The sequence below is a fragment of the Bradyrhizobium sp. WSM1253 genome, assembly GCF_000244935.1.
Classification (GTDB): domain Bacteria; phylum Pseudomonadota; class Alphaproteobacteria; order Rhizobiales; family Xanthobacteraceae; genus Bradyrhizobium; species Bradyrhizobium canariense.
The window spans coordinates 8,173,580-8,198,421 of record NZ_JH600073.1; the positions used below are offsets into that span (position 1 = coordinate 8,173,580).

General features: G+C 64.6%; 21 protein-coding genes and 4 pseudogenes. 20 read left to right on the forward strand and 5 right to left on the reverse strand.

The annotated features are described in order from the left end of the window. Nucleotides 1-5 precede the first annotated feature (5 nt). From nuoG to BRA1253DRAFT_RS39755, 19 genes are all read left to right on the forward strand, one after another. On the forward strand, nt 6-2,081 hold the full coding sequence (gene nuoG / locus BRA1253DRAFT_RS39665) for an NADH-quinone oxidoreductase subunit NuoG (RefSeq protein ID WP_007603554.1): 2,076 nt from the start codon (nt 6-8) through the stop codon (nt 2,079-2,081). A 4-nt stretch (nt 2,082-2,085) separates the two neighbouring features. Further along, entirely contained in the window at nt 2,086-3,153 is a 1,068-nt protein-coding gene (nuoH, locus tag BRA1253DRAFT_RS39670; protein ID WP_007603555.1) for an NADH-quinone oxidoreductase subunit NuoH, read from the forward strand. A gap of 14 nt (nt 3,154-3,167) precedes the next feature. Beyond that, entirely contained in the window at nt 3,168-3,656 is a 489-nt protein-coding gene (gene nuoI / locus BRA1253DRAFT_RS39675; RefSeq protein ID WP_026232873.1) for an NADH-quinone oxidoreductase subunit NuoI, read from the forward strand. Between the two features lie 9 nt (nt 3,657-3,665). After that, nucleotides 3,666-4,304 carry an NADH-quinone oxidoreductase subunit J gene (locus tag BRA1253DRAFT_RS39680; RefSeq protein WP_007603557.1) on the forward strand — a complete coding sequence of 213 codons (639 nt, stop codon included), beginning with the start codon at nt 3,666-3,668 and terminating at the stop codon, nt 4,302-4,304. Next, entirely contained in the window at nt 4,301-4,609 is a 309-nt protein-coding gene (gene nuoK / locus BRA1253DRAFT_RS39685; RefSeq protein WP_007603558.1) for an NADH-quinone oxidoreductase subunit NuoK, read from the forward strand. Before BRA1253DRAFT_RS39680 ends, nuoK begins: the two co-directional genes overlap by 4 nt. A gap of 61 nt (nt 4,610-4,670) precedes the next feature. Next, entirely contained in the window at nt 4,671-6,770 is a 2,100-nt protein-coding gene (nuoL, locus tag BRA1253DRAFT_RS39690) for an NADH-quinone oxidoreductase subunit L (RefSeq protein WP_007603560.1), read from the forward strand. Further along, nucleotides 6,771-8,279, forward strand: a complete 1,509-nt coding sequence (locus BRA1253DRAFT_RS39695) for an NADH-quinone oxidoreductase subunit M (RefSeq protein ID WP_007603561.1) — start codon at nt 6,771-6,773, stop codon at nt 8,277-8,279. It abuts the gene before it with no gap. A 22-nt stretch (nt 8,280-8,301) separates the two neighbouring features. Further along, the gene (nuoN, locus tag BRA1253DRAFT_RS39700) at nt 8,302-9,738 is read left to right on the forward strand and encodes an NADH-quinone oxidoreductase subunit NuoN (protein WP_007603562.1); all 1,437 of its coding nucleotides are present in this window, start codon (nt 8,302-8,304) and stop codon (nt 9,736-9,738) included. Nucleotide 9,739: 1 nt separating this feature from the next. Continuing rightward, nucleotides 9,740-10,546: a biotin--[acetyl-CoA-carboxylase] ligase gene (locus BRA1253DRAFT_RS39705; RefSeq protein WP_007603563.1), complete on the forward strand. Its 807-nt coding sequence runs from the start codon at nt 9,740-9,742 to the stop codon at nt 10,544-10,546. Continuing rightward, complete coding sequence (locus BRA1253DRAFT_RS39710; RefSeq protein ID WP_007603564.1) at nt 10,546-12,216, forward strand: ribonuclease J; 1,671 nt, start codon at nt 10,546-10,548, stop codon at nt 12,214-12,216. Before BRA1253DRAFT_RS39705 ends, BRA1253DRAFT_RS39710 begins: the two co-directional genes overlap by 1 nt. A 12-nt stretch (nt 12,217-12,228) precedes the next feature. Then, nucleotides 12,229-12,633: a methylmalonyl-CoA epimerase gene (gene mce, locus BRA1253DRAFT_RS39715; RefSeq protein ID WP_007603572.1), complete on the forward strand. Its 405-nt coding sequence runs from the start codon at nt 12,229-12,231 to the stop codon at nt 12,631-12,633. A 9-nt stretch (nt 12,634-12,642) separates the two neighbouring features. Next, complete coding sequence (locus BRA1253DRAFT_RS39720) at nt 12,643-12,918, forward strand: DUF1467 family protein (protein WP_007603573.1); 276 nt, start codon at nt 12,643-12,645, stop codon at nt 12,916-12,918. A 30-nt stretch (nt 12,919-12,948) separates the two neighbouring features. Continuing rightward, a complete protein-coding gene (locus BRA1253DRAFT_RS39725) occupies nt 12,949-13,296 on the forward strand; it encodes a hypothetical protein (protein ID WP_007603574.1) in 348 nt (115 codons plus the stop codon). A gap of 31 nt (nt 13,297-13,327) precedes the next feature. After that, a complete protein-coding gene (mtnK, locus tag BRA1253DRAFT_RS39730) occupies nt 13,328-14,611 on the forward strand; it encodes an S-methyl-5-thioribose kinase (RefSeq protein WP_007603577.1) in 1,284 nt (427 codons plus the stop codon). A gap of 122 nt (nt 14,612-14,733) precedes the next feature. Beyond that, nucleotides 14,734-16,323 (forward strand): ABC transporter substrate-binding protein, encoded by a 1,590-nt coding sequence (locus tag BRA1253DRAFT_RS39735; protein WP_088941256.1) that lies wholly within the window; start codon nt 14,734-14,736, stop codon nt 16,321-16,323. Between the two features lie 60 nt (nt 16,324-16,383). Beyond that, nucleotides 16,384-17,307, forward strand: a complete 924-nt coding sequence (locus BRA1253DRAFT_RS39740) for an ABC transporter permease (protein WP_007603579.1) — start codon at nt 16,384-16,386, stop codon at nt 17,305-17,307. Continuing rightward, nucleotides 17,304-18,125: an ABC transporter permease gene (locus BRA1253DRAFT_RS39745; RefSeq protein WP_007603580.1), complete on the forward strand. Its 822-nt coding sequence runs from the start codon at nt 17,304-17,306 to the stop codon at nt 18,123-18,125. Before BRA1253DRAFT_RS39740 ends, BRA1253DRAFT_RS39745 begins: the two co-directional genes overlap by 4 nt. Beyond that, nucleotides 18,122-19,102, forward strand: a complete 981-nt coding sequence (locus BRA1253DRAFT_RS39750) for an ABC transporter ATP-binding protein (protein ID WP_007603581.1) — start codon at nt 18,122-18,124, stop codon at nt 19,100-19,102. Before BRA1253DRAFT_RS39745 ends, BRA1253DRAFT_RS39750 begins: the two co-directional genes overlap by 4 nt. Further along, a complete protein-coding gene (locus tag BRA1253DRAFT_RS39755; RefSeq protein ID WP_007603582.1) occupies nt 19,095-20,147 on the forward strand; it encodes an ABC transporter ATP-binding protein in 1,053 nt (350 codons plus the stop codon). Before BRA1253DRAFT_RS39750 ends, BRA1253DRAFT_RS39755 begins: the two co-directional genes overlap by 8 nt. A gap of 97 nt (nt 20,148-20,244) precedes the next feature. Here the strand turns inward: BRA1253DRAFT_RS39755 and BRA1253DRAFT_RS39760 are convergent, their stop codons facing one another. The 3 genes and pseudogenes from BRA1253DRAFT_RS39760 to BRA1253DRAFT_RS39770 all read right to left on the reverse strand — a co-directional run. Continuing rightward, nucleotides 20,245-20,868 (reverse strand): alpha/beta hydrolase, encoded by a 624-nt coding sequence (locus BRA1253DRAFT_RS39760; protein WP_007603583.1) that lies wholly within the window; start codon nt 20,866-20,868, stop codon nt 20,245-20,247. A gap of 2 nt (nt 20,869-20,870) precedes the next feature. After that, a complete protein-coding gene (locus BRA1253DRAFT_RS39765; protein WP_007603584.1) occupies nt 20,871-21,482 on the reverse strand; it encodes a hydrolase in 612 nt (203 codons plus the stop codon). 472 nt (nt 21,483-21,954) lie between these two features. After that, nucleotides 21,955-22,893, reverse strand: a pseudogene (locus BRA1253DRAFT_RS39770) (alpha/beta fold hydrolase); the annotation flags it as partial. A 105-nt stretch (nt 22,894-22,998) separates the two neighbouring features. Between BRA1253DRAFT_RS39770 and BRA1253DRAFT_RS39775 the strand changes: the two are divergent. After that, nucleotides 22,999-23,950: pseudogene (locus BRA1253DRAFT_RS39775) on the forward strand (LysR family transcriptional regulator). Between the two features lie 118 nt (nt 23,951-24,068). Here the strand turns inward: BRA1253DRAFT_RS39775 and BRA1253DRAFT_RS45760 are convergent. Together BRA1253DRAFT_RS45760 and BRA1253DRAFT_RS39785 are read right to left on the reverse strand one after the other, a co-directional pair. After that, nucleotides 24,069-24,212: pseudogene (locus tag BRA1253DRAFT_RS45760) on the reverse strand (LysR family transcriptional regulator); the annotation flags it as partial. A gap of 68 nt (nt 24,213-24,280) precedes the next feature. Then, nucleotides 24,281-24,842: pseudogene (locus BRA1253DRAFT_RS39785) on the reverse strand (IS5/IS1182 family transposase); the annotation flags it as partial.

The following is a 24,842-nucleotide window of genomic DNA, read 5'->3' on the forward strand; positions in this document are numbered from 1 at the left end:
AGACAATGACCAAGCTCATCATCGACGGTAAAGAGATCGATGTCCCCGCCGAATACACGCTGCTTCAGGCGTGCGAGGCGGCCGGCGCCGAGATTCCGCGCTTCTGCTATCACGAGCGGCTGTCGATCGCCGGCAATTGCCGGATGTGCCTCGTCGAGGTGAAGGGCGGTCCGAAGCCGGTCGCGAGCTGCGCCTGGGGCGTGCGCGATTGCCGTCCGGGTCCCAAGGGCGAGCCGCCGGAAATCTCCACCCGTTCGCCGATGGTGAAGAAGGCGCGCGAAGGCGTGATGGAATTCCTTCTCATCAACCATCCGCTGGATTGCCCGATCTGCGACCAGGGCGGCGAGTGCGACCTCCAGGACCAGGCGATGGGCTATGGTGTCGACACCAGCCGCTTCGCCGAGAACAAGCGCGCCGTCGAGGACAAATATCTCGGCGCGCTGGTCAAGACCTCGATGAACCGCTGCATCCAGTGCACCCGCTGCGTCCGCTTCTCGGCGGAAGTGGCCGGCGCCCCCGAAATGGGCGCGACCGGCCGCGGCGAGGACATGGAGATCACGACCTATCTCGAGCACGCGCTGACGTCTGAGCTCCAGGGCAATCTCGTCGACATCTGCCCGGTCGGTGCGCTGACCTCGAAGCCCTATGCTTTCGCCGCGCGTCCGTGGGAGCTCGGCAAGACCCAATCGATCGACGTGATGGACGGCGTGGGCTCTGCGATCCGCGTCGACACCCGCGGCCGCGAAGTGATGCGTATCCTGCCGCGCATCAACGAGGCCGTGAACGAGGAGTGGATCTCCGACAAGACCCGCCACGTCGTCGACGGCCTGCGCACGCAGCGCCTCGACCGGCCCTATATCCGCGAAGCCGGCAAGCTGCGCGCGGCGAGCTGGCCTGAGGCCTTTGCCGCGATCGCCGCGAAGGCGGCCCGCACCGACGGCAAGCGGATCGGCGCGATCGCGGGCGACCTCGCCGGCGTCGAAGAGATGTTCGCGCTGAAGGATTTGCTGGCCAAATACGGCTCGGCCAATCTGGCGGTGCAGGGTGGCGATGCCTTCGATCCCGCGCTCGGCCGCGGCTCCTACATTTTCAATCCGACGCTCGCCGGCGTCGAGCAGGCCGATGCGCTGCTCATCATCGGCGCCAATCCGCGGAAAGAGGCGGCCGTGTTCAACGCCCGCATCCGCAAGCGCTGGCGCGCCGGCGGCTTCAAGGTCGGCGTGATCGGCGCCAAGACCGACCTGACCTACGATTATGACCATCTCGGCGCAGGCACCGACACGCTCGGTGAACTCGCGGCCGGCAAGCACTCCTTCATGGACGTGCTGAAGAACGCCAAGAACCCGATCATCCTGGTTGGTGCCGGCGCCGCCTCGCGCCACGACGGCGCCGCCATTCTCGCAGCCGCGGCCAAGCTCGCGCTCGACGTCGGCGCGCTCAAGGACGGCTGGATCGGCTTTGGCGTGCTGCATGAGAGTGCCTCGCGCGTCGGTGCGCTCGACATCGGCTTTGTCGCCGGTCAGGGCGGGCTAAACGCGGCGCAGATGACGACGTTCGGGACGCTCGATCTGCTGTTCCTGCTCGGCGCCGACGAGATCAAGCCGTCGGACGGCACCTTCGTCGTCTATATCGGCACCCACGGCGACCGCGGCGCCCATCGCGCCGACGTGATCCTGCCGGCAGCCGCCTATACCGAGAAGTCGGCGATCTACGTCAACACCGAAGGCCGCGTGCAGATGACCGGACGGGCCGCATTCCCGCCGGGCGAGGCTCGCGAGGACTGGGCGATTGTCCGCGCGCTGTCGGAGGCGCTCGGCAAGAAGCTTGGCTATGACTCGCTTTCGGCCCTGCGCCAGGCGATCTTCAAGGCCGTGCCGCATCTGATCCGTCTCGATCAGATCGAGGCCGGCTCGGCCGATCAGATCAAGAAGCTCGCGGGGAAGGGCGGCACAACGGAGAAGGCTCCGTTCAAGCCGCTTGTCGAGGACTTCTATTTGACCAACCCAATCGCGCGTGCGTCCGCCGTGATGGCGGAGTGTTCGCGGCTTGCCTCCGGGCAGATGCTGACCGCAGCGGAGTGAGCCGATGGAATTCTTCGAAAGCGCATTCTGGACCGGGTTTCTCTGGCCGCTGATCATCATGATCGCGGAGAGCGTCCTGGTGCTGGTCGTCCTGCTGGTGGCGATCGCCTACATCCTGCTCGCCGACCGCAAGATTTGGGCGGCGGTGCAGATCCGCCGCGGCCCGAACGTGGTCGGTCCCTGGGGCCTGCTGCAATCCTTCGCCGACCTCCTGAAGTTCGTGCTGAAGGAGCCGATCATCCCGTCCGGCGCCAACAAGGGCGTGTTTCTCCTTGCCCCCTTGGTCTCATGCGTGCTCGCGCTCGCGGCCTGGGCGGTGATCCCGACCAATCTCGGCTGGGTGATCTCCGACATCAATGTCGGCGTTCTCTTCATCTTCGCGATCTCGTCGCTGTCGATCTACGGCATCATCATGGCCGGCTGGTCGTCGAACTCGAAATATCCGTTCCTCGCGGCGCTGCGCTCGGCGGCGCAGATGGTCTCCTACGAGGTCTCGATCGGCTTCGTCATCATCACGGTGCTGCTCTGCGCCGGCACGCTGAACCTCTCGGCCGTGGTCGAGGCGCAGCATGTCCGCGGCCTCGCCAGCCTGATCGGGCTGCCGCAGCTCACCATCCTGAACTGGTACGTCTGGCCGCTGTTCCCGATGTTCGTGATCTTCTACGTCTCGGCGCTGGCTGAAACCAACCGTCCGCCGTTCGACCTCGTCGAAGCGGAATCCGAGCTCGTCGCCGGCTTCATGGTCGAGTACGGCTCGACGCCGTATCTTCTGTTCATGCTCGGCGAGTATGTCGCGATTGCCACGATGTGTGCGATGGCGACGATCCTGTTCCTCGGAGGCTGGCTGCCGCCGGTGGACCTGCCGCCCTTCAACTGGGTGCCGGGCATCATCTGGTTCTCGCTAAAGCTGTTCTTCATGTTCTTCCTGTTCGCGATGGCCAAGGCGATCGTGCCGCGCTACCGCTACGATCAACTGATGCGTCTCGGCTGGAAAGTCTTCCTGCCGCTGTCGCTGGCGATGGTGATCGTGGTGGCAGGTGTGCTGCACTTTGCCGGCATCGCGCCGAAGTGAGGGCCGTCATGGGTATCAACATCAACGCCACTGCACGCTCGCTTCTGCTGTCGGAATTCGTCTCGGCGTTCTTCCTCGCCATGCGCTATTTCTTCCAGCCGAAGCCGACGCTGAACTATCCCTTCGAGAAGGGGCCGATCTCGCCACGCTTCCGCGGCGAGCATGCGCTGCGGCGCTATCCGAACGGTGAAGAGCGCTGCATCGCCTGCAAGCTGTGCGAAGCGGTTTGCCCGGCCCAGGCCATCACCATCGAGGCCGGTCCGCGCCGCAACGACGGCACCCGCCGGACCGTGCGCTACGACATCGACATGGTGAAGTGCATCTATTGCGGCCTCTGCCAGGAAGCCTGTCCGGTCGATGCCATCGTCGAAGGTCCGAACTTCGAGTTCGCGACCGAGACCCGCGAGGAACTGTTCTATGACAAGGCCAAGCTGCTCGCCAATGGCGACCGCTGGGAACGCGAGATCGCGAAAGCGATCGAACTCGACGCGCCGTACCGGTGAGATGAGAGCATGATCCTTCCCGCGCTGTTCTTCTATCTGTTCGCCGGCGTCTGCGTCGCCTCGGCGGTGATGGTGATTGTCTCGCGCAATCCCGTGCACTCCGTGCTGTACCTGATCCTGGCCTTCGTCAACGCCTCCGGCCTGTTCGTGTTGATGGGCGCCGAATTCCTCGCGATGATCCTGATCGTCGTCTATGTCGGCGCGGTCGCGGTGCTGTTCCTGTTCGTGATCATGATGCTCGACGTCGACTTCCTCGAGCTGCGCGAGGGCTTCATCGAATACCTGCCGGTCGGCCTCGTGATCGGCGGCATCTTCCTGTTCGAGCTGCTGCTCACGGTCGGCTTCTGGGTCATCAACCCCGGCGTCGCCAAGACGATCACGGCGGCGATCCCGACCAACGTCTCCAATACCGAGGCGCTGGGCCTGGTGCTCTATACCAAGTACATCCACTACTTCCAGCTCTCGGGCATGGTGCTGCTGGTCGCGATGATCGGCGCCATCGTGCTGACGCTGCGGCACAAGGCGAGCGTCAAGCGGCAGGACATCAACGTTCAGAACGCGCGCACGCCCGAAATAGCGATGGCGATACGCAAGGTGACGCCGGGGCAGGGGCTCCAGGATTCTGACGCGGCGGAGTGGGTGAAATGACGATCGGGCTCGGACACTATCTTGCGGTCGGCGCGATCCTGTTCACGCTCGGGATCCTCGGCATCTTCCTGAATCGCAAGAACATCATCGTCATCCTGATGTCGATCGAGCTGATCCTGCTCGCGGTCAACGTCAACCTCGTGGCGTTCTCGACCTTCCTCGGCGACATCGTCGGGCAGGTGTTCGCGCTCCTGGTGCTCACCGTCGCGGCCGCTGAAGCCGCGATCGGTCTCGCCATCCTGGTGGTCTATTTCCGCAACCGCGGCTCGATCGCGGTTGAGGACGTCAATCTGATGAAGGGCTGATCGCATGATCCGGAAAAGTGGATACCGGTTTTCCGACCAGATCATGCGGAAAGATTAAATCATGGTCCAGGCAATCGTCTTCCTGCCTCTGCTGGGCGCCATTCTGGCCGGCTTGATCGCGCTTTTCGGCGCGCATGCCCGCAACCCCTCGGGCGACACGGTCGAGCATCACGATGATCACGGCCATGGCGCACACGCCCATGCGTCCGACACGATCAATGAGGATGCGTCGGTCATCCACGAGACACATCACGAGCCCGGCGACGGCCACGATGACCACCACGTCTCCGAGCCGCCCGCGGCGGGCTCGCGCGGCGCCGAGCTGATCACCACGGCATTGCTGTTCGTGTCGGCGGCGCTGTCCTGGATGACGCTGGTCGATGTCGGCTTCATGCACCATGACATGCGCATTCCGCTGCTGCCGTGGATCCTCTCCGGCGATCTCCAGGTCTACTGGACGCTGCGGGTCGACACGCTCACCGCCGTGATGCTGGTGGTGGTGACCACCGTGTCCTCGCTCGTGCACCTCTATTCCATCGGCTACATGGACGAGGACCCGAACCGGCCGCGCTTCTTCGGTTATCTCTCGCTGTTCACCTTCGCCATGCTGATGCTGGTGACCGCGGACAACCTCGTGCAGCTGTTCTTCGGCTGGGAAGGCGTGGGTCTGGCGAGCTACCTCTTGATCGGTTTCTGGTACCAGAAGCCGTCGGCGAACGCTGCCGCCATCAAGGCCTTCGTGGTCAACCGCGTCGGCGACTTTGGCTTTGCGCTCGGCATTTTCGCGATCTTCCTGCTGGCCGGCTCGACCGATTTCGAGACCATCTTCCATGCTGCGCCCGGCCTGACCGGCAAGACCATCGACTTCCTCGGCTGGCATGCCGACGCACTGACCCTGACCTGCCTGCTGCTGTTCATGGGCGCGATGGGCAAATCGGCGCAGTTCCTGCTGCACACCTGGTTGCCGGACGCGATGGAAGGCCCGACCCCGGTGTCGGCGCTGATCCACGCCGCGACCATGGTCACCGCCGGCGTCTTCATGGTGGCGCGCCTGTCGCCGCTATTCGAGCTCGCGCCGAACGCGCAGGCCGTCGTGATGTTCTTCGGCGCCACCACGGCGTTCTTCGCGGCGACCATCGGCCTCGTCCAGAACGACATCAAGCGCATCGTCGCTTACTCGACCTGTTCGCAGCTCGGTTACATGTTCGTGGCGATGGGAGCAGGGGCCTATTCGGTCGGCATGTTCCATTTGTTCACGCACGCCTTCTTCAAGGCGCTGTTGTTCTTGGGCTCCGGCTCGGTGATTTACGCGATGCACCACGAGCAGGACATCCGCAACATGGGCGGCCTGTGGCGCAAGATCCCCTACACTTACGCGGTGATGGTGGTCGGCACACTCGCGCTCACCGGCTTCCCGCTGACCGCCGGCTATTTCTCCAAGGACGCGATCATCGAGTCTGCCTACGCCTCGCATAATCCATTCGCGATGTACGGCTTCCTGATGACGGTCATCGCGGCCGGCTTGACCTCGTTCTACTCGTGGCGCCTGATCTTCAAGACCTTCCACGGCGAGCCGCATGACGAGCATCACTACGAGGCTGCGCATGAAGCGCCGATCTGGATGCTGATTCCGATCGGTGTGCTCGCGGTCGGCTCCATCCTGGCCGGCTTCCCGTTCAAGGAGCTGTTCGCCGGTCACGGCATCGAGGAGTTCTTCCGCGAATCCGTGAAGATGAACCCGCACATCATCGAGGAGATGCACCACATCCCCGAGACCATCGCCTTCCTGCCGACGGTGATGATGGTGCTGGGCTTCCTGGTGTCGTACCTGTTCTACATCCGCCGGCCTTATCTGCCGGTCGAGCTCGCGAACACGCAGCCGATGCTGTACAAGTTCCTGCTCAACAAATGGTACTTCGACGAGCTCTACGACATCATCTTCGTCCGTCCGGCGAAGTGGATCGGCTACCAGCTCTGGAAGAAGGGCGACGGCTTCATCATCGACGGCCTCGGCCCCGATGGTGTCTCGGCCCGCGTGCTGGACGTCACCCGCAACGTCGTGAAGATCCAGACCGGCTATCTCTACCATTACGCGTTCGCCATGCTGATCGGTGCCGCCGGCCTGATCACCTGGTTCATGTTCGGCTTTGGAGGCCAGTAAATGACGACCTGGCCAATTCTATCCGTCACGACGTTCCTGCCGCTGGTCGGCGCGCTGATCGTCTATCTCAGCCGCGGCGATGACGAGGCGGCGCGGCGCAACTCGCGCTGGATCGCGCTGTGGACCACACTGATCACCTTCGCCGTGTCGGTGATCCTGGTCATGCGCTTCGACGCGTCGAGCGCCGACTTTCAGTTCGTCGAGAAGGCGAACTGGCTCGCCACCGGCATCACCTACCACATGGGCGTGGACGGCATTTCGCTGCCGCTGGTGATCCTGACCACCGCCATCATGCCGTTCTGCATCATCGCGAGCTGGAAGGCGATCACCAACCGCGTCCGCGAATACATGATGGCGTTCCTGATCCTAGAAACGCTAATGGTCGGCACCTTCTCGGCGCTCGATCTCGTGCTGTTCTACCTGTTCTTCGAAGGCGGCCTGATCCCGATGTTCCTGATCATCGGCGTCTGGGGCGGTCCGCGCCGGGTCTATGCGTCCTTCAAGTTCTTCCTCTACACGCTGCTCGGCTCGGTCCTGATGCTGCTCGCCATCATGGCGCTGTACTGGAACGGCGGCACCACCGATATCCCGACCCTGATGCACACCGCCGTGCCGCGCTCGCTGCAGACCTGGGCGTGGCTTGCTTTCTTCGCCTCGTTCGCGGTGAAGATGCCGATGTGGCCGGTGCACACCTGGCTCCCCGACGCCCACGTCGAGGCGCCGACCGCAGGCTCGGTGGTCCTGGCGGCGATCATGCTGAAGATGGGCGGCTACGGCTTCCTGCGTTTCTCGCTGCCGATGTTCCCGCTGGCCTCGCACGACTTCGCGCCGCTGATGTTCACGCTCTCGACCATCGCCATCATCTACACCTCGCTGGTGGCGCTGATGCAGGAGGACATGAAGAAGCTGATCGCGTACTCCTCGGTGGCGCATATGGGCTTCGTCACCATGGGTATCTTTGCCGGTACCATGCAGGGCGTCGCCGGCGGCGTGTTCCAGATGATCTCGCACGGCATCGTCTCCGGCGCGCTGTTCCTCTGCGTCGGCATCGTCTACGACCGCATGCACACCCGCGACATCGCGGCCTATGGCGGCCTCGTCAACCGGATGCCGCTCTACGCGCTGACCTTCATGGTCTTCACCATGGCCAATGTCGGTCTGCCCGGCACCTCCGGCTTCGTCGGCGAATTCATGACGCTGCTCGGCACCTTCAAGGTCTCGATCCCGACCGCGTTCTTCGCCACCTTCGGCGTGATCCTGTCGGCCTGCTACGCGCTGTGGCTCTACCGCAAGGTCGTCTTCGGGGCGCTGGTCAAGCCGTCGCTGATGAGCATGAAGGATCTCACCTTCCGGGAGGGCCTGACGCTGTTCCCGCTGATCGCGCTGACGATCCTGTTCGGCATCTATCCGAAGCCGGTGCTCGACATGTCGGCGGCCTCGGTCCAGCAACTCGTCAACAATTACAACACCGCTGTGACGGCCGTGAAGGCCGCCGCACTGCTCCAGTGAGCGGGCAGGTCAGGATATCGCCATGAGCTTTGAGACTGCAGGTTATCAACTGGCGCCGGTGCTGCCCGAGCTCGTGCTCGCGGTCGGAGCCATGGCACTCCTGATGCTCGGCGCCTATCGCGGGCAGGAGACCACCAAGACGGTCACGACGCTTGCGGTGCTGCTCCTGATCGTGGTCGGCGTGCTCGAATACATGCTGCCCGCGGGCAAGCACGTGACCTTCGGCGGTAGCTTCATCGTCGATGATTTTGCCCGCTTCATGAAAATCCTGGCTCTGATCGGCTCGGCCGTGACGCTGGTGCTGTCGACCGAGTTCCTGTCGGATCCGTCGCGCCGCATCTTCGAATACGCGATCCTGGTGCTGCTCTCGACGCTCGGCATGATGGTGCTGATCTCGGCCGGCGATCTGATCTCGCTCTATCTCGGCCTCGAATTGATGTCGCTGGCGCTCTACGTTGTGGCGGCCTCGAACCGTGACAACGCCAAGTCGACCGAAGCCGGCCTGAAGTATTTCGTGCTCGGCGCGCTTTCGTCGGGCATGCTGCTCTACGGCTCCTCGCTGATTTACGGCTTCACCGGCACCGTCGCCTTCACCGGCATCGCGGCGGCCGCGACGATCTCGAATGTCGGCCTGGTGTTCGGCCTGGTCTTCCTGCTCGCCGGCCTTTGCTTCAAGGTCTCGGCCGTGCCGTTCCACATGTGGACACCCGACGTCTACGAGGGCGCACCGACCCCGGTCACCGCCTTCTTCGCCTCGGCCCCGAAAGTGGCCGCGCTCGCGGTCTTCACGCGCGTCACGCTGACCGCATTCCCGGGGATCGTCTCGCAGTGGCAGCAGATCCTGGTGTTCGTGTCGATCGCCTCGATGGCGCTGGGTTCGTTCGCCGCGATCGGGCAGAGCAACATCAAGCGCCTGATGGCCTATTCCTCGATCGGCCATATGGGCTTTGCCCTGGTCGGCCTCGCCGCAGGCACGGTCGAGGGCGCGCAGGGCGTGCTGATGTACATCGTGATCTATGTCGCGATGACGCTGGGCTCCTTCGCCATCATCCTGGCGATGAAGCGCAACGGCCAGCCGGTCGAGCAGATCAGCGATTTCGCGGGTCTCTCGCGGACCAATCCGCTGCTCGCCTTCATGTTCGCGATGCTGCTGTTCTCGCTCGCCGGCATCCCGCCGCTGGCCGGCTTCTTCGCCAAATGGTACGTCTTCGTCGCCGCCATCAAGGCGAATTTGTTCACGCTCGCCGTTATCGGCGTGCTGACCAGCGTGGTCGGCGCCTACTACTATCTCAGCATCGTCAAGACGATGTATTTCGACGAGCCGGCCGGGCAGGTCGATCCGGTGCGCGTCGAAGTCAAGACGGTGCTGGCGGTTGCGGGTCTGTTCAACATCCTCTTCGCCCTGTTCGCGGGCCCGGTGGTGAGCGTCGCCTCCGCCGCGGCCAAGTCGCTGTTCTAGGATGGCATTCGCGCTCGGTCCTCGTGCGGCGTCGGCGGGCTACAAGCTCGCAGCTTTCGAACGGACCGGCTCGACCAATACCGAGGCGATCGAGCACGCGAGGCGCGGCGAACGTGGCCCGATGTGGTTCGTGACGTCGGAGCAGACCGCCGGCCGTGGCCGCCGCCAGCGCGCCTGGATCGCGCCAAAGGGCAACCTTGCCGCCAGCGTCCTCGAAGTCCTCGACGTCGCCCCTTCCGTCGCCGCGACGATCGGCTTTGCGGCCGGGCTGGCCGAGGAGGCCGCCCTGGAGAAGGTCAGCCTGGAGGCGGCACTGCGCCTTGGCGAGGGCCGTCCCCGCTACACCCTGAAATGGCCGAACGACGTGCTGGCCAGCGGCAAGAAGCTGGTCGGCATCGGCCTGGAGGCCGAAGCCATCGGCGACCGCCTTGCCATCGTCGTCGGCATCGGCACCAATGTCGTCGCCGCGCCCGAGGGCACGCCCACACCGGCGGTGTCACTGGCCGCGCTCGGCGTCCAGATCAGCGCTGAAGAGCTGTTCTCGGCGCTCTCCGATGCCTGGGTGGAGTTCCGCGGTATCTGGGACAATGGCCGCGGCTTTGCCGAAATTCGCAAATTGTGGCTGGAGCGCGCCGCCGGCCTCGGCGAGCGGGTCGCGATCCACACGGGAGTGATGACGCTGGAAGGCATTTTTGACACGATCGACGACACCGGCTGCCTGATCGTCCGCACTGCGGAGGGCCGGCGCGTGCCGGTGGCCGCGGGCGAGGTGTTCTTCGGCACGGCCGCCTCCGTGGGAGCTGCGTGATGGCGAAGCCTGAAGAACTGGTATTTGCACCGCTCGGCGGCGTCGGCGAGATCGGCATGAATTTGTCGATCTACGGCCTCGGCAACCGCCAGCAGCGGGCCTGGCTGGCGATCGATCTCGGCGTCTCCTTCGGCGACGAGGAGCATCTGCCGGGCATCGACCTGATCATGCCCGACGTCAGCTTCCTGGAGAAGGAACGCAAGAACCTGATGGGGCTGGTGCTGACCCACGCCCATGAGGACCATTTCGGCGCCATCATCGACCTGTGGCCGAAGCTGAAATGCCCGATCTACGCGACGCAGTTCAGCGCCGCGCTGTTCGAGGCCAAGTGTGCCGCCGAGCGCAATGCGCCGAAGATCCCGGTGACGGTGGTGCCGTCGGGCGGGCGCGTCGATATCGGCCCGTTCAACGTCGAGTTCATTCCGGTCGCGCATTCGATTCCGGAGTCGCATGCGTTGGCGATTCACACCGACGTCGGGACGGTGCTGCACACCGGCGACTGGAAGATCGATCCGACCCCGATCATCGGCCGCCCGACCGACGAAAAGCGGCTGCGGGAGCTCGGCGATGCGGGCCTGCTCGCCCTGATCGGCGATTCCACGAACGCCGTGCGCGACGGCCGCTCACCCTCGGAAGCCGAGGTTGCCAGGTCCATCACCGAGCTCGTCAAGGCCGCCAAGGGCCGCGTCGCAGTCACGACCTTTGCCTCCAACGTCGCGCGTCTGAAGGCCGTCGCCATCGCTGCGAAGGCCGCCGACCGTGAGGTCGTCGTGGTCGGCCGCGCCATGGAACGCGTGGTGCAGGTCGCCCGCGAGACCGGCTATCTCGACGGCGTGCAGAGTTTCCGCTCCGCCGAGGTCTACGGTCATCTGCCGCAGGACAAGGTGCTGGCGCTTTGCACCGGCAGCCAGGGCGAGCCCCGTGCCGCGCTGGCGCGGATCGCCAATGACGACCATCCCGAGATCACGCTCAACCGCGGCGACAGCGTGATCTTCTCCTCGCGCACCATTCCCGGCAACGAGAAGGCGGTCGGCGCGATCATCAATGGCCTGGTCTTGCAGGGCGTGGAGGTCATCACCGACCGCGACCAGCTGGTCCATGTCTCCGGCCATCCCCGCCGCGACGAATTGCGCGACATGATCGCCTGGACCAGGCCGCAGCTCCTGATCCCGGTCCACGGCGAGGCCCTGCACCTGAACGAGCACGCCAAGCTCGCGCGTGCCGCCGGCGTGCCGCGCGTGCTGGTCTGCCGCAACGGCGACCTCGTCAAGCTCGGCCCCGGCGATCCCGGCATCATTGGGCAGGTGCCTGCGGGCCGTCTCTACAAGGACGGCACGATTCTGGAGGACTCCAAGTCCCGCGCCGTGGTGGAGCGGCGCCGCATGGCCTTCTCCGGCTGCGCCTTCGTCGCCATTGCCATGACGCAGCAAGGTGAACTCGTCGACGATCCCGAGGTCGATCTGATCGGCATCCCCGAGAAGAACAAAGCGGGCGAGCCCTTCGACGACATCGTCTTCGACGCCGTGGTCTCCACCATCGAAGGTCTGCCGAAGGCGCGCCGTCGCGACGCGGATGCGCTGGCTGAATCTGTGCGACGCGCTGTCCGTTCGGTGATCAACGAACATTGGGGTAAGAAGCCCCCCTGTCTGGTACATGTGCTGACAGTGTAACGGGAGAGAAACATGCTGGGCCGGCTCAATCATGTCGCGATCGCGACCAAGGACGCCGTCAAGGCCGCCAAAATCTATGGCGCCGCATTCGGGGCCCAGATTTCGGAGGCCGTCGCGCTGCCCGAGCATGGCGTCACCACCGTGTTCGCGACGTTGCCCAACACCAAGATCGAGTTCATCGAGCCGCTTGGCGAGGCCTCGCCGATCGCAAAGTTCCTCGACCGCAACGCCGACGGCGGCATCCACCACGTCTGCTATGAGGTGGTCGACATCATCGCCTCGCGCGACACGCTGGTGAAGGAGGGCGCAAGAGTGCTCGGCGACGGCGTGCCGAAGATCGGCGCCCATGGCAAGCCGGTGCTGTTCCTGCACCCGAAGGACTTTTCCGGCGCGCTGGTCGAAATCGAGCAGGCATAGGCCGAAGCCATGGCCATCCAGATCTCAACGGCAATCGCGATCTACTTCGTCATCTGGTGGATCGCGCTGTTCCTGACGCTGCCGTTCGGCGTGCGCAGCCAGCACGAGGACGGCGTCGGAGTGCCGGGCAGCGACCCCGGCGCGCCGATCCTGACGCGGATGAGGAGCAAGCTGATCTGGACCACTATCATCTCGGCGATCATCTACGGGATCGCCATGGTCGCCTATCACGCCGGTTATCTCTCGATCGAACGCCTGTCGAAATTGATGGGCATGCCGTTTTAGGATTTCGTGGTTGGCTTTGTTGGGGGACCAATGACTTTTCAGAGGATCGTCGTCGCGCTTCTGGTGCTGATCGTCGCCGGCCTCGGTGCCATCGGCTATTTCGAGTGGAAGATGGCCGTGCAGGTGCGCACCCTGAAGGCGTTTGTCGAGGGCTACGTTTTCAACGAGGCCGTGATCGCCTGCGAGCAGGCCAAGAGCTCGACGCCGTTCAAATGGAACGGCGGCAAGAGCACCGCGGTGATCGGCCTGAACTCGGTCAAAACAGACAAATACACCGTCAGCGCCAGCTACACGCTGGTGGCGGACAGCGTCTATTGTGATTACGATCCGATCAAAAGAAAGGCCGAGATCGGCTCGAGCTTCCTGGAGCGGGAGTAACGATCCGGCCCCTAGATGGGATGGGATCGTCATGACCGGAGACGGGGCAGGGGATTATCGGATTCTGCATGAGGCTGACTTGCGGGATTATCTCGCAGGCGTTCCGGACCTCGCAGGGACCCTCGGTGGCGAGCCGGCCTCCTGGTCGATCACCGAAGTCGGCGACGGCAATCTCAATCTCGTCTTCATCGTCAAGGGCGGCCGCGGCGGCGTCGCCGTCAAGCAGGCGCTGCCCTATGTCCGCCTCGTCGGCGAAAGCTGGCCACTGCCGCTGTCCCGGGCTCATTACGAATATCTCGCTTTGTCGCGGCAGGCCGAGCTCGCGCCCGGCCTCGTGCCGGCGCTGCTGCATCACAACGAGGCCTTGGCGCTGACAGTGATGGAGCTGCTCGAGCCCCACATCATCATGCGCAAGGGGATGGTTGCGGGGACTCAGTACCCGCGCTTTGTCGATGACATCACCACCTTCATGGCGCGGACCTTGTTCTTCACCTCCGACCTCGCGCTGTCGGCGGCCGAAAAGAAGCAAGCCATCGCAGCCTTCGCCGGCAACCATGCACTGTGCAAGATCACTGAGGATCTGATCTTCACCGATCCCTACCGCATCGCCGAGCAGAACCGCTGGACCGCGCCCTATCTCGATGCGCTCGCCGCAGAGCTCCGCGAGGACATGGACCTGCATGTCGCGATCTCCCGGCTGAAGCTGAAGTTCATGGCCAGCCCCGAGGCGCTGCTCCACGGCGACCTGCACACCGGCTCGATCATGGTCACGGACGGCGAGACGCGGGTGATCGACCCCGAATTCGCATTCTACGGCCCGATGGGTTTCGACGTCGGCGCGGTGCTGGCGAACCTCCTGATGGCTTATTTTGCCTCCGCCGGTCACGAGCGCTCGCCGGGCGAGCGGCGTGCGTTCGAGGCCTGGGTGCTGGAGACGGTCGAGAACGTCTGGAACGCGTTCGCGCGCAAGTTCCTCGAGCTCTGGCGCGCCGGCGCCGCAGGCGATGCCTATCCCGCCTCGCTCTTCGCCGGCGAGACAGGCGCGGCACGACTGGAGGCCGAGCGGCAGGCCTACATGCAGCGGCTGTTTGCGGACACGGTCGGCTTCGCCGCGGCAAAAACCATCCGCCGCATCTTCGGTCTCGCCCACAATATCGATTTCGAGCTGATCGAGGATCCGCGCCGGCGCGCGATCAGCGAAGCACGCGCCGTGCGGCTGGCAAGGACGATGATGCTGGAGACGGGGGCGTTTCCGACCATCGCGGACGTCACCGCCGCAGCGCGAAAATTGCGCGACTGGCAGCCGGAGTTCTAGCGGGCGTCCTCGCAAATCGGCGCGACCCGCGCATACGTCAACCCCTTCAAGGCGCTTGCGCTCGACGTGCCGCGGATGATCAACTCTCGGACCAGAGCACGGCTTGCGTTGTCGGAGGGACCATGATGTTCAGGATAGTGGCGATCGTCGCGGGTTTGGGACTGGCGCTCGTCGCCTCGGCGGAGGCCCAGACGCCGCGCAAGGGCGGAACCATCCGCATGACCGCGCCTTATGGCTCGAGTTTCACCAGCCTGGACATTCTTACCACGCAGCGCGCCCAGGACGAGATCTACGCCAAGGCGTTGCACCGGTCGCTCTACATCTGGAATTCCGCGGAAGGCAAGCCGGTTCTGGAGCTTGCCAAGGAAGATGTGATCTCGGGCGGCGGTCTCGTTCACACCTTCAAGCTGCGCGACGACGCCTATTTCCACAACGGCCGCAAGATGACGGCCGACGACGTCATCTGGACCTACAACCGCATCATGGACGGCACCAAGGCTTATCCCGGCGCGCGTTATGTCCGCGTGATCGAGGGCGCGGCGGCGGTCGAGAAGGGGCAGGCCAAGGAGATCTCCGGCCTGAAGAAAATCGACGACTTTACAATCGAGATGAAGCTGACCGAGAAAGTCGATCCGGGTTTCTACTTCTGGAACGCGATCACGTCGATCTATCCCGCCGACGAAGCCGCCAAGGACAGCTTTCTCCAGAAGCCGATCGGTCTTGGGCCGTTCAAGTTCGTCGAGCACGTGCCGGGATCGCGCATCGTTCTGGAGCGGTGGGACCGGTTCTACAAGGCCGGCAAGCCCTACGCCGACAAGATCATCGTGTCGGTCATGGGCGAGGCCGCGGCACGCGATGTCGCCTTCCGCAACAAGGAGATCGACACCTCGGTGCTGGGACCGGCGCAATATGTCGCCTATCAGAACGACGCCGACCTCAAGGGCACCGTCGTCGAAGTCGCCGAGGTCTTCACCCGCTACATGGGGATGAATCCCGCGTTCAAGCCGTTCGCCGACAAGCGGGTCCGGCAGGCGATCAACTACGCGATCGACACTGACCTGATCATCAACAAGCTGGTCAAGGGCAAGGCCTACCGGGCCACCAGCTGGCTGCCGCTGACCTCTCCCGCCTACGACAAGGCCATGAAGCCCTATGCCTTCGATCCCGCCAAGGCCAAGCAGCTGCTCGCTGACGCCGGCTATCCCACGGGCTTCGAATTCGAATGGACCACCAGCCAGAACGAGAGCTGGGGTCTGCCGATCGTCTCGGCCGTGATCCCGATGCTGGACCGGGTGGGCATCAAGGCCAAGGTCAAGCAGGTCGAGACCGCGGTGCTGGCGGAGGTGGTTCGCAGCGGCGACTACCAGGCCTTCATCTACTCGCAGGCGACCGGACCAGATCCCCAGGCCGCCCTCAAATGCTTCCACTCGGCGACGCCGCAATCAGCCTGCAACTACATGAACTTCAAGAATCCCGAGTTCGACAAGCTGATCGACGAGGCCGGACAGTCCGATGACGCTGCAAAGCGTACCCAGCTGCTGCAAAAGGCCAACGCGCTCCTCTACGAGGAGGCGCCGGTCTGGTTCTTCAACTACAACAAGGCGGTCATGGCGGTGCAGCCGTGGCTCAAGGGAATTCAGCTGAACGCGACGGAACTCACCCATCAGAACGTCGAAGACCTCTGGGTCGACGAGAGCTCGCCCGCGAAGTGACACACGCTCTCGCGCTCCCTCCGTCGAGATGAACGACGGAGGGAGAGAGGAAAACTGCCGATGCTCTCCTTCCTGTTCCGCCGCCTGCTGCAGACCATTCCGACCGTGCTCGCGGTGGTGGCTCTGGTGTTCGTGCTGTTCAGCGTCGTTCCCGGCAGCATCGTCTCGTCCATGAGCGACGATGCCGATCCGCAGGTCGAGCTGCGCATGAAGAAGCAGCTCGGCCTCGACGATCCCGTCTATATCCGCTTCGGCACCTACATCGCCAAGCTTGCGACCGGTGATTTCGGAACGTCGTTCCGCACGCGCGAGCCTGTGACGTTCATGATCGCCAAACGGATATGGCCGACGCTCCAGCTCATCTTCACCGCCATGGTGTTTTCTGTCGTGATAGGGGTACCCCTGGGTTTCATCGCCGCGCTGAAGCCGGGGGGCATCGTCGACACGCTGGCCATGGTCGTGGCGGTGTCAGGACTTTCGATCGCCAAATTTTGGCTCGGACTGGTGCTGATGTATTTGTTTGCGTTGAAGCTCGGCTGGCTGCCGAGTTTCGGCTATGGCGATGGCGGTCTGAAATATCTGATCCTGCCTGCCGTGACGCTCGGCGTCTCGCCGATGGCGCTGTTCGCCCGGACGACACGCGCCGCCGTGCTCGAGATCATGACCGCGGATTTCGTTCGCACCGCGCGCTCCAAGGGCATGAGCGAGACCCGGGTCGTGAAGTGGCATGTGATGCGCAACGCGCTTGTCATCATTCTCACCACCGTCGGCCTGCAGTTCGGCGGGCTGATGGGGCAGGCGGTCGTGGTCGAGAAATTGTATTCCTGGCCGGGCATCGGCTCGCTGCTGGTCGACAGTGTCCTGCAGCGCGACATTCCGGCCGTGCAGGGCTCCATTCTCGTCGTGGTGCTGTCCTTTCTCGCCATCAATCTGCTGATCGACGTGCTCTATGGCGTGATCGATCCCAGGATCAGATACGCATGAAGCTCCGCGCCAATCTCATCATCGGTGGCGCGCTGTTCGCGCTTGCGATCCTGGTCGGCCTGCTCGCGCCCTGGCTGGCGCATACCGATCCCGTCCTGGACGCCAATCTGCTCAACGCGGAAGAGCCTCCGAGCTGGACCTGGTGGTTCGGCACCGACGACCAGGGCCGCGACATCTATTCCCGCGTCGTCTATGGCGCGCGCGTTTCGCTGACGGTCGGCATCGTCTCGCAGCTCATCAACAGCGTCATCGGCGTGGCGCTGGGCCTGAGCGCCGGCTATTGGGGCGGCTGGTGGGACGATGTCGTCAACGGCCTGACCAATCTCATGCTCGCGATTCCCTCGCTGATCTTCGCGCTGGCCATCATGGCGGTGCTTGGCCCCGGCCTGACCAGCCTTCTGATCGCACTCGGCTTGACCAACTGGTCCTTCACGTGCCGGATCGCGCGGGCCTCGGCGCTGTCGCTGAGGAGCCAGGGCTATGTGCAGGCCGCGACCGTGCTCGGCTACGGCGATCTGCGCATCATGATCACCCAGCTGCTGCCGAACATGTTGGGGCCGATCGTCGTCATCGGCACGCTCGGCATGGGCAGCGCGGTCTTGTCGGAAGCCGCATTGTCGTTCCTCGGCCTCGGCGTCCGCCCGCCGTTCCCGAGCTGGGGCAGCATGTTGTCGGATGCCCGCGATCAGATCACGACGGCGCCGTGGCTCTCGGTGTTTCCCGGCCTTGCCATCTTCCTGACGGTGCTCGGCCTCAATCTGCTCGGCGACGGCCTGCGCGACATTCTCGATCCACAATCGCGGAGCCGGCGCACATGACCGGCGCGCCGCTGATCGAAGTCGAGGATCTGCGTATCGATCTCGACGATGGAACGCAGCGCGTTGCGGCGGCCGAGGGTATTTCATTCCGCATCGATCGCGGCGAGACCTTCGGCCTCGTCGGCGAATCCGGCTGCGGCAAGAGCATCACCGCGCTCGCCTTGATTGGTCTGTTGCGGCAGCCTTTGTCGATCGGCGGCGGCGTCATCCGGTTCGAGGGGCGCGAGATCCAGCACCTTTCAGCCGGCCGGCAACGGGATCTGCGCGGCAATCGCATCGCCATGATCTTCCAGGAGCCGATGACGGCGCTGAACCCGGTCTCGCCGGTGGGCCGACAGATCGCCGAGATGTTCGTGCTGCACAAGGGCAAGAGCTGGCGGGAAGCCGACAGACTCGCGGTCGAGGCGCTTGCGAGCGTCCGCGTTCCCGCGCCGGAGCGGCGCGTGAACGATTACCCGCACCAGCTGTCCGGCGGCATGCGTCAGCGCGTGATGATCGCCATCGCGCTCGCCTGCGGTCCGGATCTCCTGATCGCCGACGAGCCGACAACCGCACTCGACGTCACCGTGCAAGCCGAAATCATTGAGCTGATGCGGAATCTGTGCGCCGAGCGGGGAACCGCAATCCTGATGATCAGCCACGATCTGGGGCTGGTTGCCAATGTCTGTCGCCGCGTGGCTGTGATGTATGCCGGCCGCATCGTCGAGGAGCGCGGCTCGGCCGATATTTTCCGGGCACCCTCGCACCCCTATACGCGGGGCCTGGTTGCCTCGCTGCCGCGGCTCGGCAGTCGCGCCGCGCTTGGCCGCACCCGGCTGACGGAGATCGCGGGCGTCGTCCCGGCCATCACCAATTTCCCCGACGGCTGCCGGTTCAATCCGCGCTGCGCACAGGCGACCGATATTTGCCGGACCACCGCGCCGGGTGCGGATTTGCTGGAGGCCGGCGGTCTGGTCAGGTGTCATCACCATGCATGAGCCGCAAGACAGGTTGGGTGAGACGCGGCCGGACGACGATGTCATTCTCAGCGTCAGGGATCTCGCGGTCCATTTTCCGCTCGGCGGCGGCCTGCTGGGGCGAGGCCGTCGGCTGCTCCGTGCCGTCGACGGCGTCGATCTCACCCTGAAGCGCGGCGAATGCCTCGGCCTCGTCGGCGAGTCCGGCTCCGGCAAGTCGACAGTCGCATTGTCGATCCTTGGTCTCGTGACGCCGACGCGCGGCCGCATCGTGCTGGACGGACAGGACGTGACGAACAGGCCATCCGGCGATCGCAAGGCGCTGGCCCGCATCGTGCAGATCGTGTTTCAGGATCCCTACGCCTCGCTCAATCCACGCCAGACCGTTCGCCGCACGCTGGAAGATCCCCTGCGTGTGCATGGCGTCACGGCCAAGAGCGAGATCGAGGACCGCGTCGCGAAGATGCTGCGGCATGTAGGCCTGCGGCCGGAGCAGGCCGACCGCTACCCGCATGAATTCTCAGGCGGCCAGCGCCAGCGCATCGGCATCGCCCGCGCCCTGATCCTCAATCCCAAAATCGTCATCTGCGACGAGCCCGTCTCGGCGCTCGATGTCTCGATCCGCGCCCAGATCATCAATCTGCTGCTGGAATTGAAGGAAACGCTCGGTCTCTCCTACATCATGATCAGCCACGACCTCGGCGTCGTCGAGCACATGAGCGACAAGGTCGCCGTGATGTATCTCGGCCGCATCGTCGAGAACGGCCACTGGCGCGAGATTTTCGAACGGCCGGCGCACCCCTACACCCAAGCCCTGATCGCCGCCATCCCCGATCCACTGCGCCACGCACCGCTGGCGACGACAGGCGGCGATCTTCCCAATCCGCTCAATCCGCCGAACGGATGCGCGTTCAGCCCGCGCTGCCGGTATGCCGAGGCGGTGTGTCGGCGCGAGCCCGGGCCGGCGCTGGAAACGCGGACCGATGGGCACGCGGTGCGATGCTGGCGAGCGGATGAGATTGCGGGGCAGGCGGCGTTGGTGTCGACCGAGGGCGAACATTTTTAGGAAGGAGTGCGGCGACCGAAGCGGAAAAGTTGGTGAGCCATCCGCTGCGTGGCCAGAAGCTGCAGTTGAGCTGCCCTCAAACACGAGCGACTGAACGCTATAGAAGGCATAGAAAGCGTCTCACGAATGTCAGCGCCGTCTGCGCCACCTCCCGCCAGCCGCTGTTTATGGGCAGCGAGCGGTCGCGTCGCGGAAGTTGGACGAACTCGGTAACAGGGTGCTTATTGCGCTTCTGCCGTTCGTAGGCGGCGCGGGTGACCGATGGCGGGGTGTGGTCGCGCTCGCCGGAGATCGTCAGCAGCGGTCCACGCCCGGCGGCCTCGGCGTCGACGGGAGCCTCGGTCCAGACGGGCAGCTCCAGCACCCCGCGAAACGGAGCCGGTTCGATCGCCACCGTCGCGGCCGAAAGCCCGCGCCCGGCCAGGGTCTGCGCGATCAGCCCGCCAAACGAATGGCCGATCAGCGCCGGGCGGCGGTCCAGCGCCCCCGCGATGCGGGCGAAATGCGCCGCGACCTCGCCGATGGTTTCCGGTGCCGCGGCGCCGCCCAGCTCCGCCGGCCACCCGGGCGCCAACGGAGCATAGCCGGCGGCCTCGAACATTTCGGCCCATCGGTCCCACGAGCTGGGCTTCGACCACAGGCCATGGATGAAGATGACTGGCGGCTTCTGCGATGCGTTGGTCCGCTCGATCATCGCAGCGTCGACGGTCTCCATGATCATGATCAGTGGCCTTCGACCGCGAACAGGATCTCCGAAAAGCCGGTCACTGTTGCCGCGCGGTTCCAGTCCCGCTGCAGTTCGCAGATCAGCTGCACCCAGCTGGTGGGCTGGGCACCGGCTTGGACCAGGCGCAGCAGGCCGGCGTCGTGCGCCTCGCGGGAGGTGCCACCCACCGCGTCGACCACCGGATAGACTTCGAAACCCTCCTGTAGCGCGTCCAGCGCCGGGTGCACGAGGCACACCTCGGTCCAGAGCGCCGTCATGATCAGCTTCTTGCGGCCGGTGTTGCGGACTGCGGCGACGAAGTCCGCGTCCTCCCACGCGTTGATCGAGGTCCGGTCGATTGGCACGACATCCGGAAAAACATCCGATATCTGGTGGATGGTGGGTTGGTTGCGACCGGTGGCGACATTCACGGTAGCGATCACCGTCGGCAGGGCGAATAGCTTCGCGGTCCTGGCCACCGCGGTGATGTTGGCGACGAGGGTCCGCTTGGGCATCGATTGGATCGAGCTGACCTGAACCGGTTGGTAGTCGATGATCACCAAAGCCGCATTATGCGGGGTCAAAAGCTGGTCAGTCTTGGGATCGCGGATGGTGGAGAAGGACGTCATCGGAATTTCCTTTGGATCTGAAGTGCTCTGGAGCAGGTCAGTGGGATGCGGGCGGGGGGATGAAAGCCGTGTCGCTGGGGCCGATCCCGGTCAGACGGACGACCGCACCCTCGGCTCGTGTGAAGGCGAAGTGCGCAACGCCGCCGGGCTCGGTGTAGAGGCCGCCTGCCGTCAATGGCTTGACCGGCGCGTCGGAAACCTTGCTGCCGTAACCGAAGTACCAGGTGCCGGAGATCACCGTGGCGAAGCGGTCGTCGCGGTGGGTGTGCGGTGCGATCGCGGTGTTCGGCGGCACGTGAATTTCGAGCACATACGGGCCGGCCTTGGCGGGGTCGCCCGAGAGCAGCACGGTACGGATAGCAGGCACTCCGGAGGTGCCGGCGCCTGCGCCGGACTGCGGCATTGCCTGCGTCTGCTCCAGCGTCAGAGCGGTCTGACCCAGGTGCCCATTCTCCGCGGCGACGGGCCGTTCGTTGAGGAAGGCCTCGATCGCGGCCGACGTAGCCGCGGGTTGCTCCTCCATCAGCCAGTGACCGGAGCCTGCGATGACCCGCTCCTGCACGTCGATCGCGCCGGCCTGCATCACCGCCGCCATTGCCGGGCCGAAGGATGCGGCGCCACCGACCGCGAGAACCGGCATGAGCAGCTTGCCGTGCGCCGAGAGCCAGGCGCGGTTGTCGATCGCGTCCTGATCGAAGGCGGCGAACTGGCGGAAGCCGGCGTGCATGCGCCCCGGCGCGGCGTAAAGCTGCGCGTAGTGGGCTCGGGACGCCTCCGGGAAATTGGCCGGATTGGCCGAGAAGTCGTTCCAGAACCGGTCGAGATAGATCCGCTCGCGGCCGGCCACCAGGCGCTCCATATCCGGCCCGCCGAACCGGAAGTGCCACAGCAACGGGTTCTTTAGGATTTCTTCCCACGGCCCGACGCCCGGCACCGGCGCATCCATCAGCACCAGGTTCGTCACCCGCCCGGCGTGCCGTGAGGCCAGAGCGAACGCGACCATGTTGCCGATGTCGTGCGCCACGATGTCAGCGCGCGGCGCTTGCAGCGTGTTCATCACGCCGACGATGTCTTCCGCCTGATTGACCTTCTCGAAACCGGCCTCGGCGCGGGCGGAAAGGCCCATGCCCCGCAGATCGGGCACGATCACCGTGTGATTGCGAGCAAGGTTCGTCGCGAGCGGCGCCCACATGTCTCCGGTCTCGCCATAGCCATGCAGCAGCACGACCGTCGGTCCAGACCCGCCGACCCGGACGTGGAGGGTGGTGCCATTGGTCGCGACCTCTTCGGTGTGGAAGGTATTCGGGAAATCCGTGGGCCCGTCGGCCGCTGACGCGGCGGCGGTGCCGGCCAGGATGGCGAGCGCGGCTCCGGTGAGGGCAAACCGGCGAAGCTGGTCGGGGACGTTCATGGGCGATCTCCTGTGTTGGCCTTTTTCGTAGACGCAAAGCTAGACGAGGAAGATCGTTGGGATTAGCTACTACCCAGGCCAAGCATTTTTGACTGGAGCGCAAAGGTGGCAGCAGATACCGCGGACCGTGCCCGGGAACTGGAAGTGTTCTGCGCGGTCATCGACGGCGGCAGCTTCTCGGCTGCGGGTCGCGCGTTTGGACTGACGCCGTCGGCCGTGAGCCGCACTCTGGACCGGGTCGAGCAGCGGCTCGGCGTACGCTTGCTGTTGCGGACGACGCGCGCGTTGACGCCGACCGCGGAAGGCCGCGCCTATCTCAGCGCGGCCCGCCGCATTCTCGCCGATCTCGACGAAGCCGAGCAGGCGATCTCCGACCAGGGTTCGCCGCGCGGCCGCATCCGGGTCAGCGCTGCGGTCTCCCACGGGCGTCTTTGCATCGTGCCTCTGCTTGGCGAGTTCGTGCGCCGCTATCCGAACATCGTGGTCGACATCAATCTTGGCGACGGGATCGTTGACGTCGCTGCGGGGCAGGCGGATGTGGCGGTTCGCGGCGGTCCGCTGACTGACAGCGCGCTCACGGCGCGGCGCCTCAGCGAGAACGGCCGAACCATCGTCGCCTCGCCGGACTACCTGGCGCGCTGGGGCGTGCCCGAAACGCCGGAAGAGCTCTACAACCACAATTGCCTGAATTTCAGTTTTCGCCGGGCCGAGCCGGTTTGGCTGTTCCGCCGGGACGGAGTCGACTTCGCCCTGAAGGTGCGAGGCGCCATCGAGGCGAACAGTGGCGAGACACTGGGCCAGCTGGCGCTCGACGGCGTCGGCATCGCCCGTGTCGGCAATTTCAGTCTCGGGGACGCGATCGCGGAGGGGCGCCCTTCTCGAACCGTTCAATCCTGGTGACAAGGAGATCTTCCACGCCGTCTTCGTCGGCGGGCCGAACATGCCTGCTCGCGTCCGAGTATTCGTGGACTATCTTGTGGAGTGCATGGGCGGCAGTCGTGTTGAGGGAAAATCTGGTTGGCACGCGAGGCGTGGAACGGAATCGGTTTCGACCTGACGCGACAGAGGCGGTCGACGGTTTCGGCTCTCCAGAACCTATGATGTCTGGTGCTATCGATATCCGCCAACGACATGTGAAATGGCATCGCGGCGAGGCTATCGATTGTCGGTTGAGCCTATCGTCTGACGCCGACCAGACGAGGGCGGGGATTTGCGAGCGCCTTCCCGACGGGCAGGGCACGCAGCCATTCGCGGAAGCTGACGATCTCGGGACAATCCGCGGTACCCTCAGGCGCAATCAGCCAATCACCCAGACCTGATATCTTTAGGGGGGCCAATCCGCGCTTCCCAGACGCGCGATCGACGCCATGATGGAATTAGTCGTCCGTTAAGAAGCCGAATTGAGCGGGGCCGGACAGGCGGGCGTGCGCCAGAGCTGGATCAGGAACAGGCACAAGAGTTCTCTGAGCCAGGCGAGGATGCGGCGGAAGTTGTGGCCGACGGCTGAGAGGATGACGTTGGCCGCATCGCCGGCGCGGCCTTTGAGGTAGCAGCGGCCGAGGTGGCCATCGGTCTTCAGGTGTCCGATGATGGGTTCGATGGCGGAGCGGCGGCGCAGCTCGCGCTTGATGACACCGAAGACGCCGCGCTTCTGGCCAGAGATGAAGACACGGCGCGGGTTCTTTGTGTCATGGCCGCGGTATCCCTTGTCGACATAGGCCCGCTCGATCGCACAGCCGGTGAGTGTCTCGGTGCGGTCGATGACGTCCCGCAATGTGTGACCGTCGTACGGGTTATCGGGCAGCGACCTGGCGTGCAGCACGAACAGGCCACCGGGAGCACGGCGGTTGTTGGTGACGATAGAGGCTTTGACACCGAACTCGTAAGGCGCGGCTGCTTTGCCCTTGCCGATGCACTCCACCTCCGGGGCGTGGAAGGAATAGAGCTTC

What these genes read in the sequence shown, in the direction of transcription:
- BRA1253DRAFT_RS39750 (WP_007603581.1), top strand. Translation starts at nt 18,122, where the DNA reads ATGACCGGCGCGCCGCTGATCGAAGTCGAGGATCTGCGTATCGATCTC.
- BRA1253DRAFT_RS39710 (WP_007603564.1), top strand. Translation starts at nt 10,546, where the DNA reads ATGGCGAAGCCTGAAGAACTGGTATTTGCACCGCTCGGCGGCGTCGGC.
- BRA1253DRAFT_RS39755 (WP_007603582.1), top strand. Translation starts at nt 19,095, where the DNA reads ATGCATGAGCCGCAAGACAGGTTGGGTGAGACGCGGCCGGACGACGAT.
- BRA1253DRAFT_RS39765 (WP_007603584.1), bottom strand. Translation starts at nt 21,482, where the DNA reads ATGACGTCCTTCTCCACCATCCGCGATCCCAAGACTGACCAGCTTTTG.
- nuoL (WP_007603560.1), top strand. Translation starts at nt 4,671, where the DNA reads ATGGTCCAGGCAATCGTCTTCCTGCCTCTGCTGGGCGCCATTCTGGCC.
- BRA1253DRAFT_RS39735 (WP_088941256.1), top strand. Translation starts at nt 14,734, where the DNA reads ATGATGTTCAGGATAGTGGCGATCGTCGCGGGTTTGGGACTGGCGCTC.
- BRA1253DRAFT_RS39725 (WP_007603574.1), top strand. Translation starts at nt 12,949, where the DNA reads ATGACTTTTCAGAGGATCGTCGTCGCGCTTCTGGTGCTGATCGTCGCC.
- BRA1253DRAFT_RS39695 (WP_007603561.1), top strand. Translation starts at nt 6,771, where the DNA reads ATGACGACCTGGCCAATTCTATCCGTCACGACGTTCCTGCCGCTGGTC.
- BRA1253DRAFT_RS39705 (WP_007603563.1), top strand. Translation starts at nt 9,740, where the DNA reads ATGGCATTCGCGCTCGGTCCTCGTGCGGCGTCGGCGGGCTACAAGCTC.
- mtnK (WP_007603577.1), top strand. Translation starts at nt 13,328, where the DNA reads ATGACCGGAGACGGGGCAGGGGATTATCGGATTCTGCATGAGGCTGAC.
- nuoH (WP_007603555.1), top strand. Translation starts at nt 2,086, where the DNA reads ATGGAATTCTTCGAAAGCGCATTCTGGACCGGGTTTCTCTGGCCGCTG.
- BRA1253DRAFT_RS39745 (WP_007603580.1), top strand. Translation starts at nt 17,304, where the DNA reads ATGAAGCTCCGCGCCAATCTCATCATCGGTGGCGCGCTGTTCGCGCTT.
- nuoN (WP_007603562.1), top strand. Translation starts at nt 8,302, where the DNA reads ATGAGCTTTGAGACTGCAGGTTATCAACTGGCGCCGGTGCTGCCCGAG.
- BRA1253DRAFT_RS39680 (WP_007603557.1), top strand. Translation starts at nt 3,666, where the DNA reads ATGATCCTTCCCGCGCTGTTCTTCTATCTGTTCGCCGGCGTCTGCGTC.
- BRA1253DRAFT_RS39720 (WP_007603573.1), top strand. Translation starts at nt 12,643, where the DNA reads ATGGCCATCCAGATCTCAACGGCAATCGCGATCTACTTCGTCATCTGG.
- BRA1253DRAFT_RS39760 (WP_007603583.1), bottom strand. Translation starts at nt 20,868, where the DNA reads ATGATCATGGAGACCGTCGACGCTGCGATGATCGAGCGGACCAACGCA.
- nuoK (WP_007603558.1), top strand. Translation starts at nt 4,301, where the DNA reads ATGACGATCGGGCTCGGACACTATCTTGCGGTCGGCGCGATCCTGTTC.
- mce (WP_007603572.1), top strand. Translation starts at nt 12,229, where the DNA reads ATGCTGGGCCGGCTCAATCATGTCGCGATCGCGACCAAGGACGCCGTC.
- BRA1253DRAFT_RS39740 (WP_007603579.1), top strand. Translation starts at nt 16,384, where the DNA reads ATGCTCTCCTTCCTGTTCCGCCGCCTGCTGCAGACCATTCCGACCGTG.
- nuoG (WP_007603554.1), top strand. Translation starts at nt 6, where the DNA reads ATGACCAAGCTCATCATCGACGGTAAAGAGATCGATGTCCCCGCCGAA.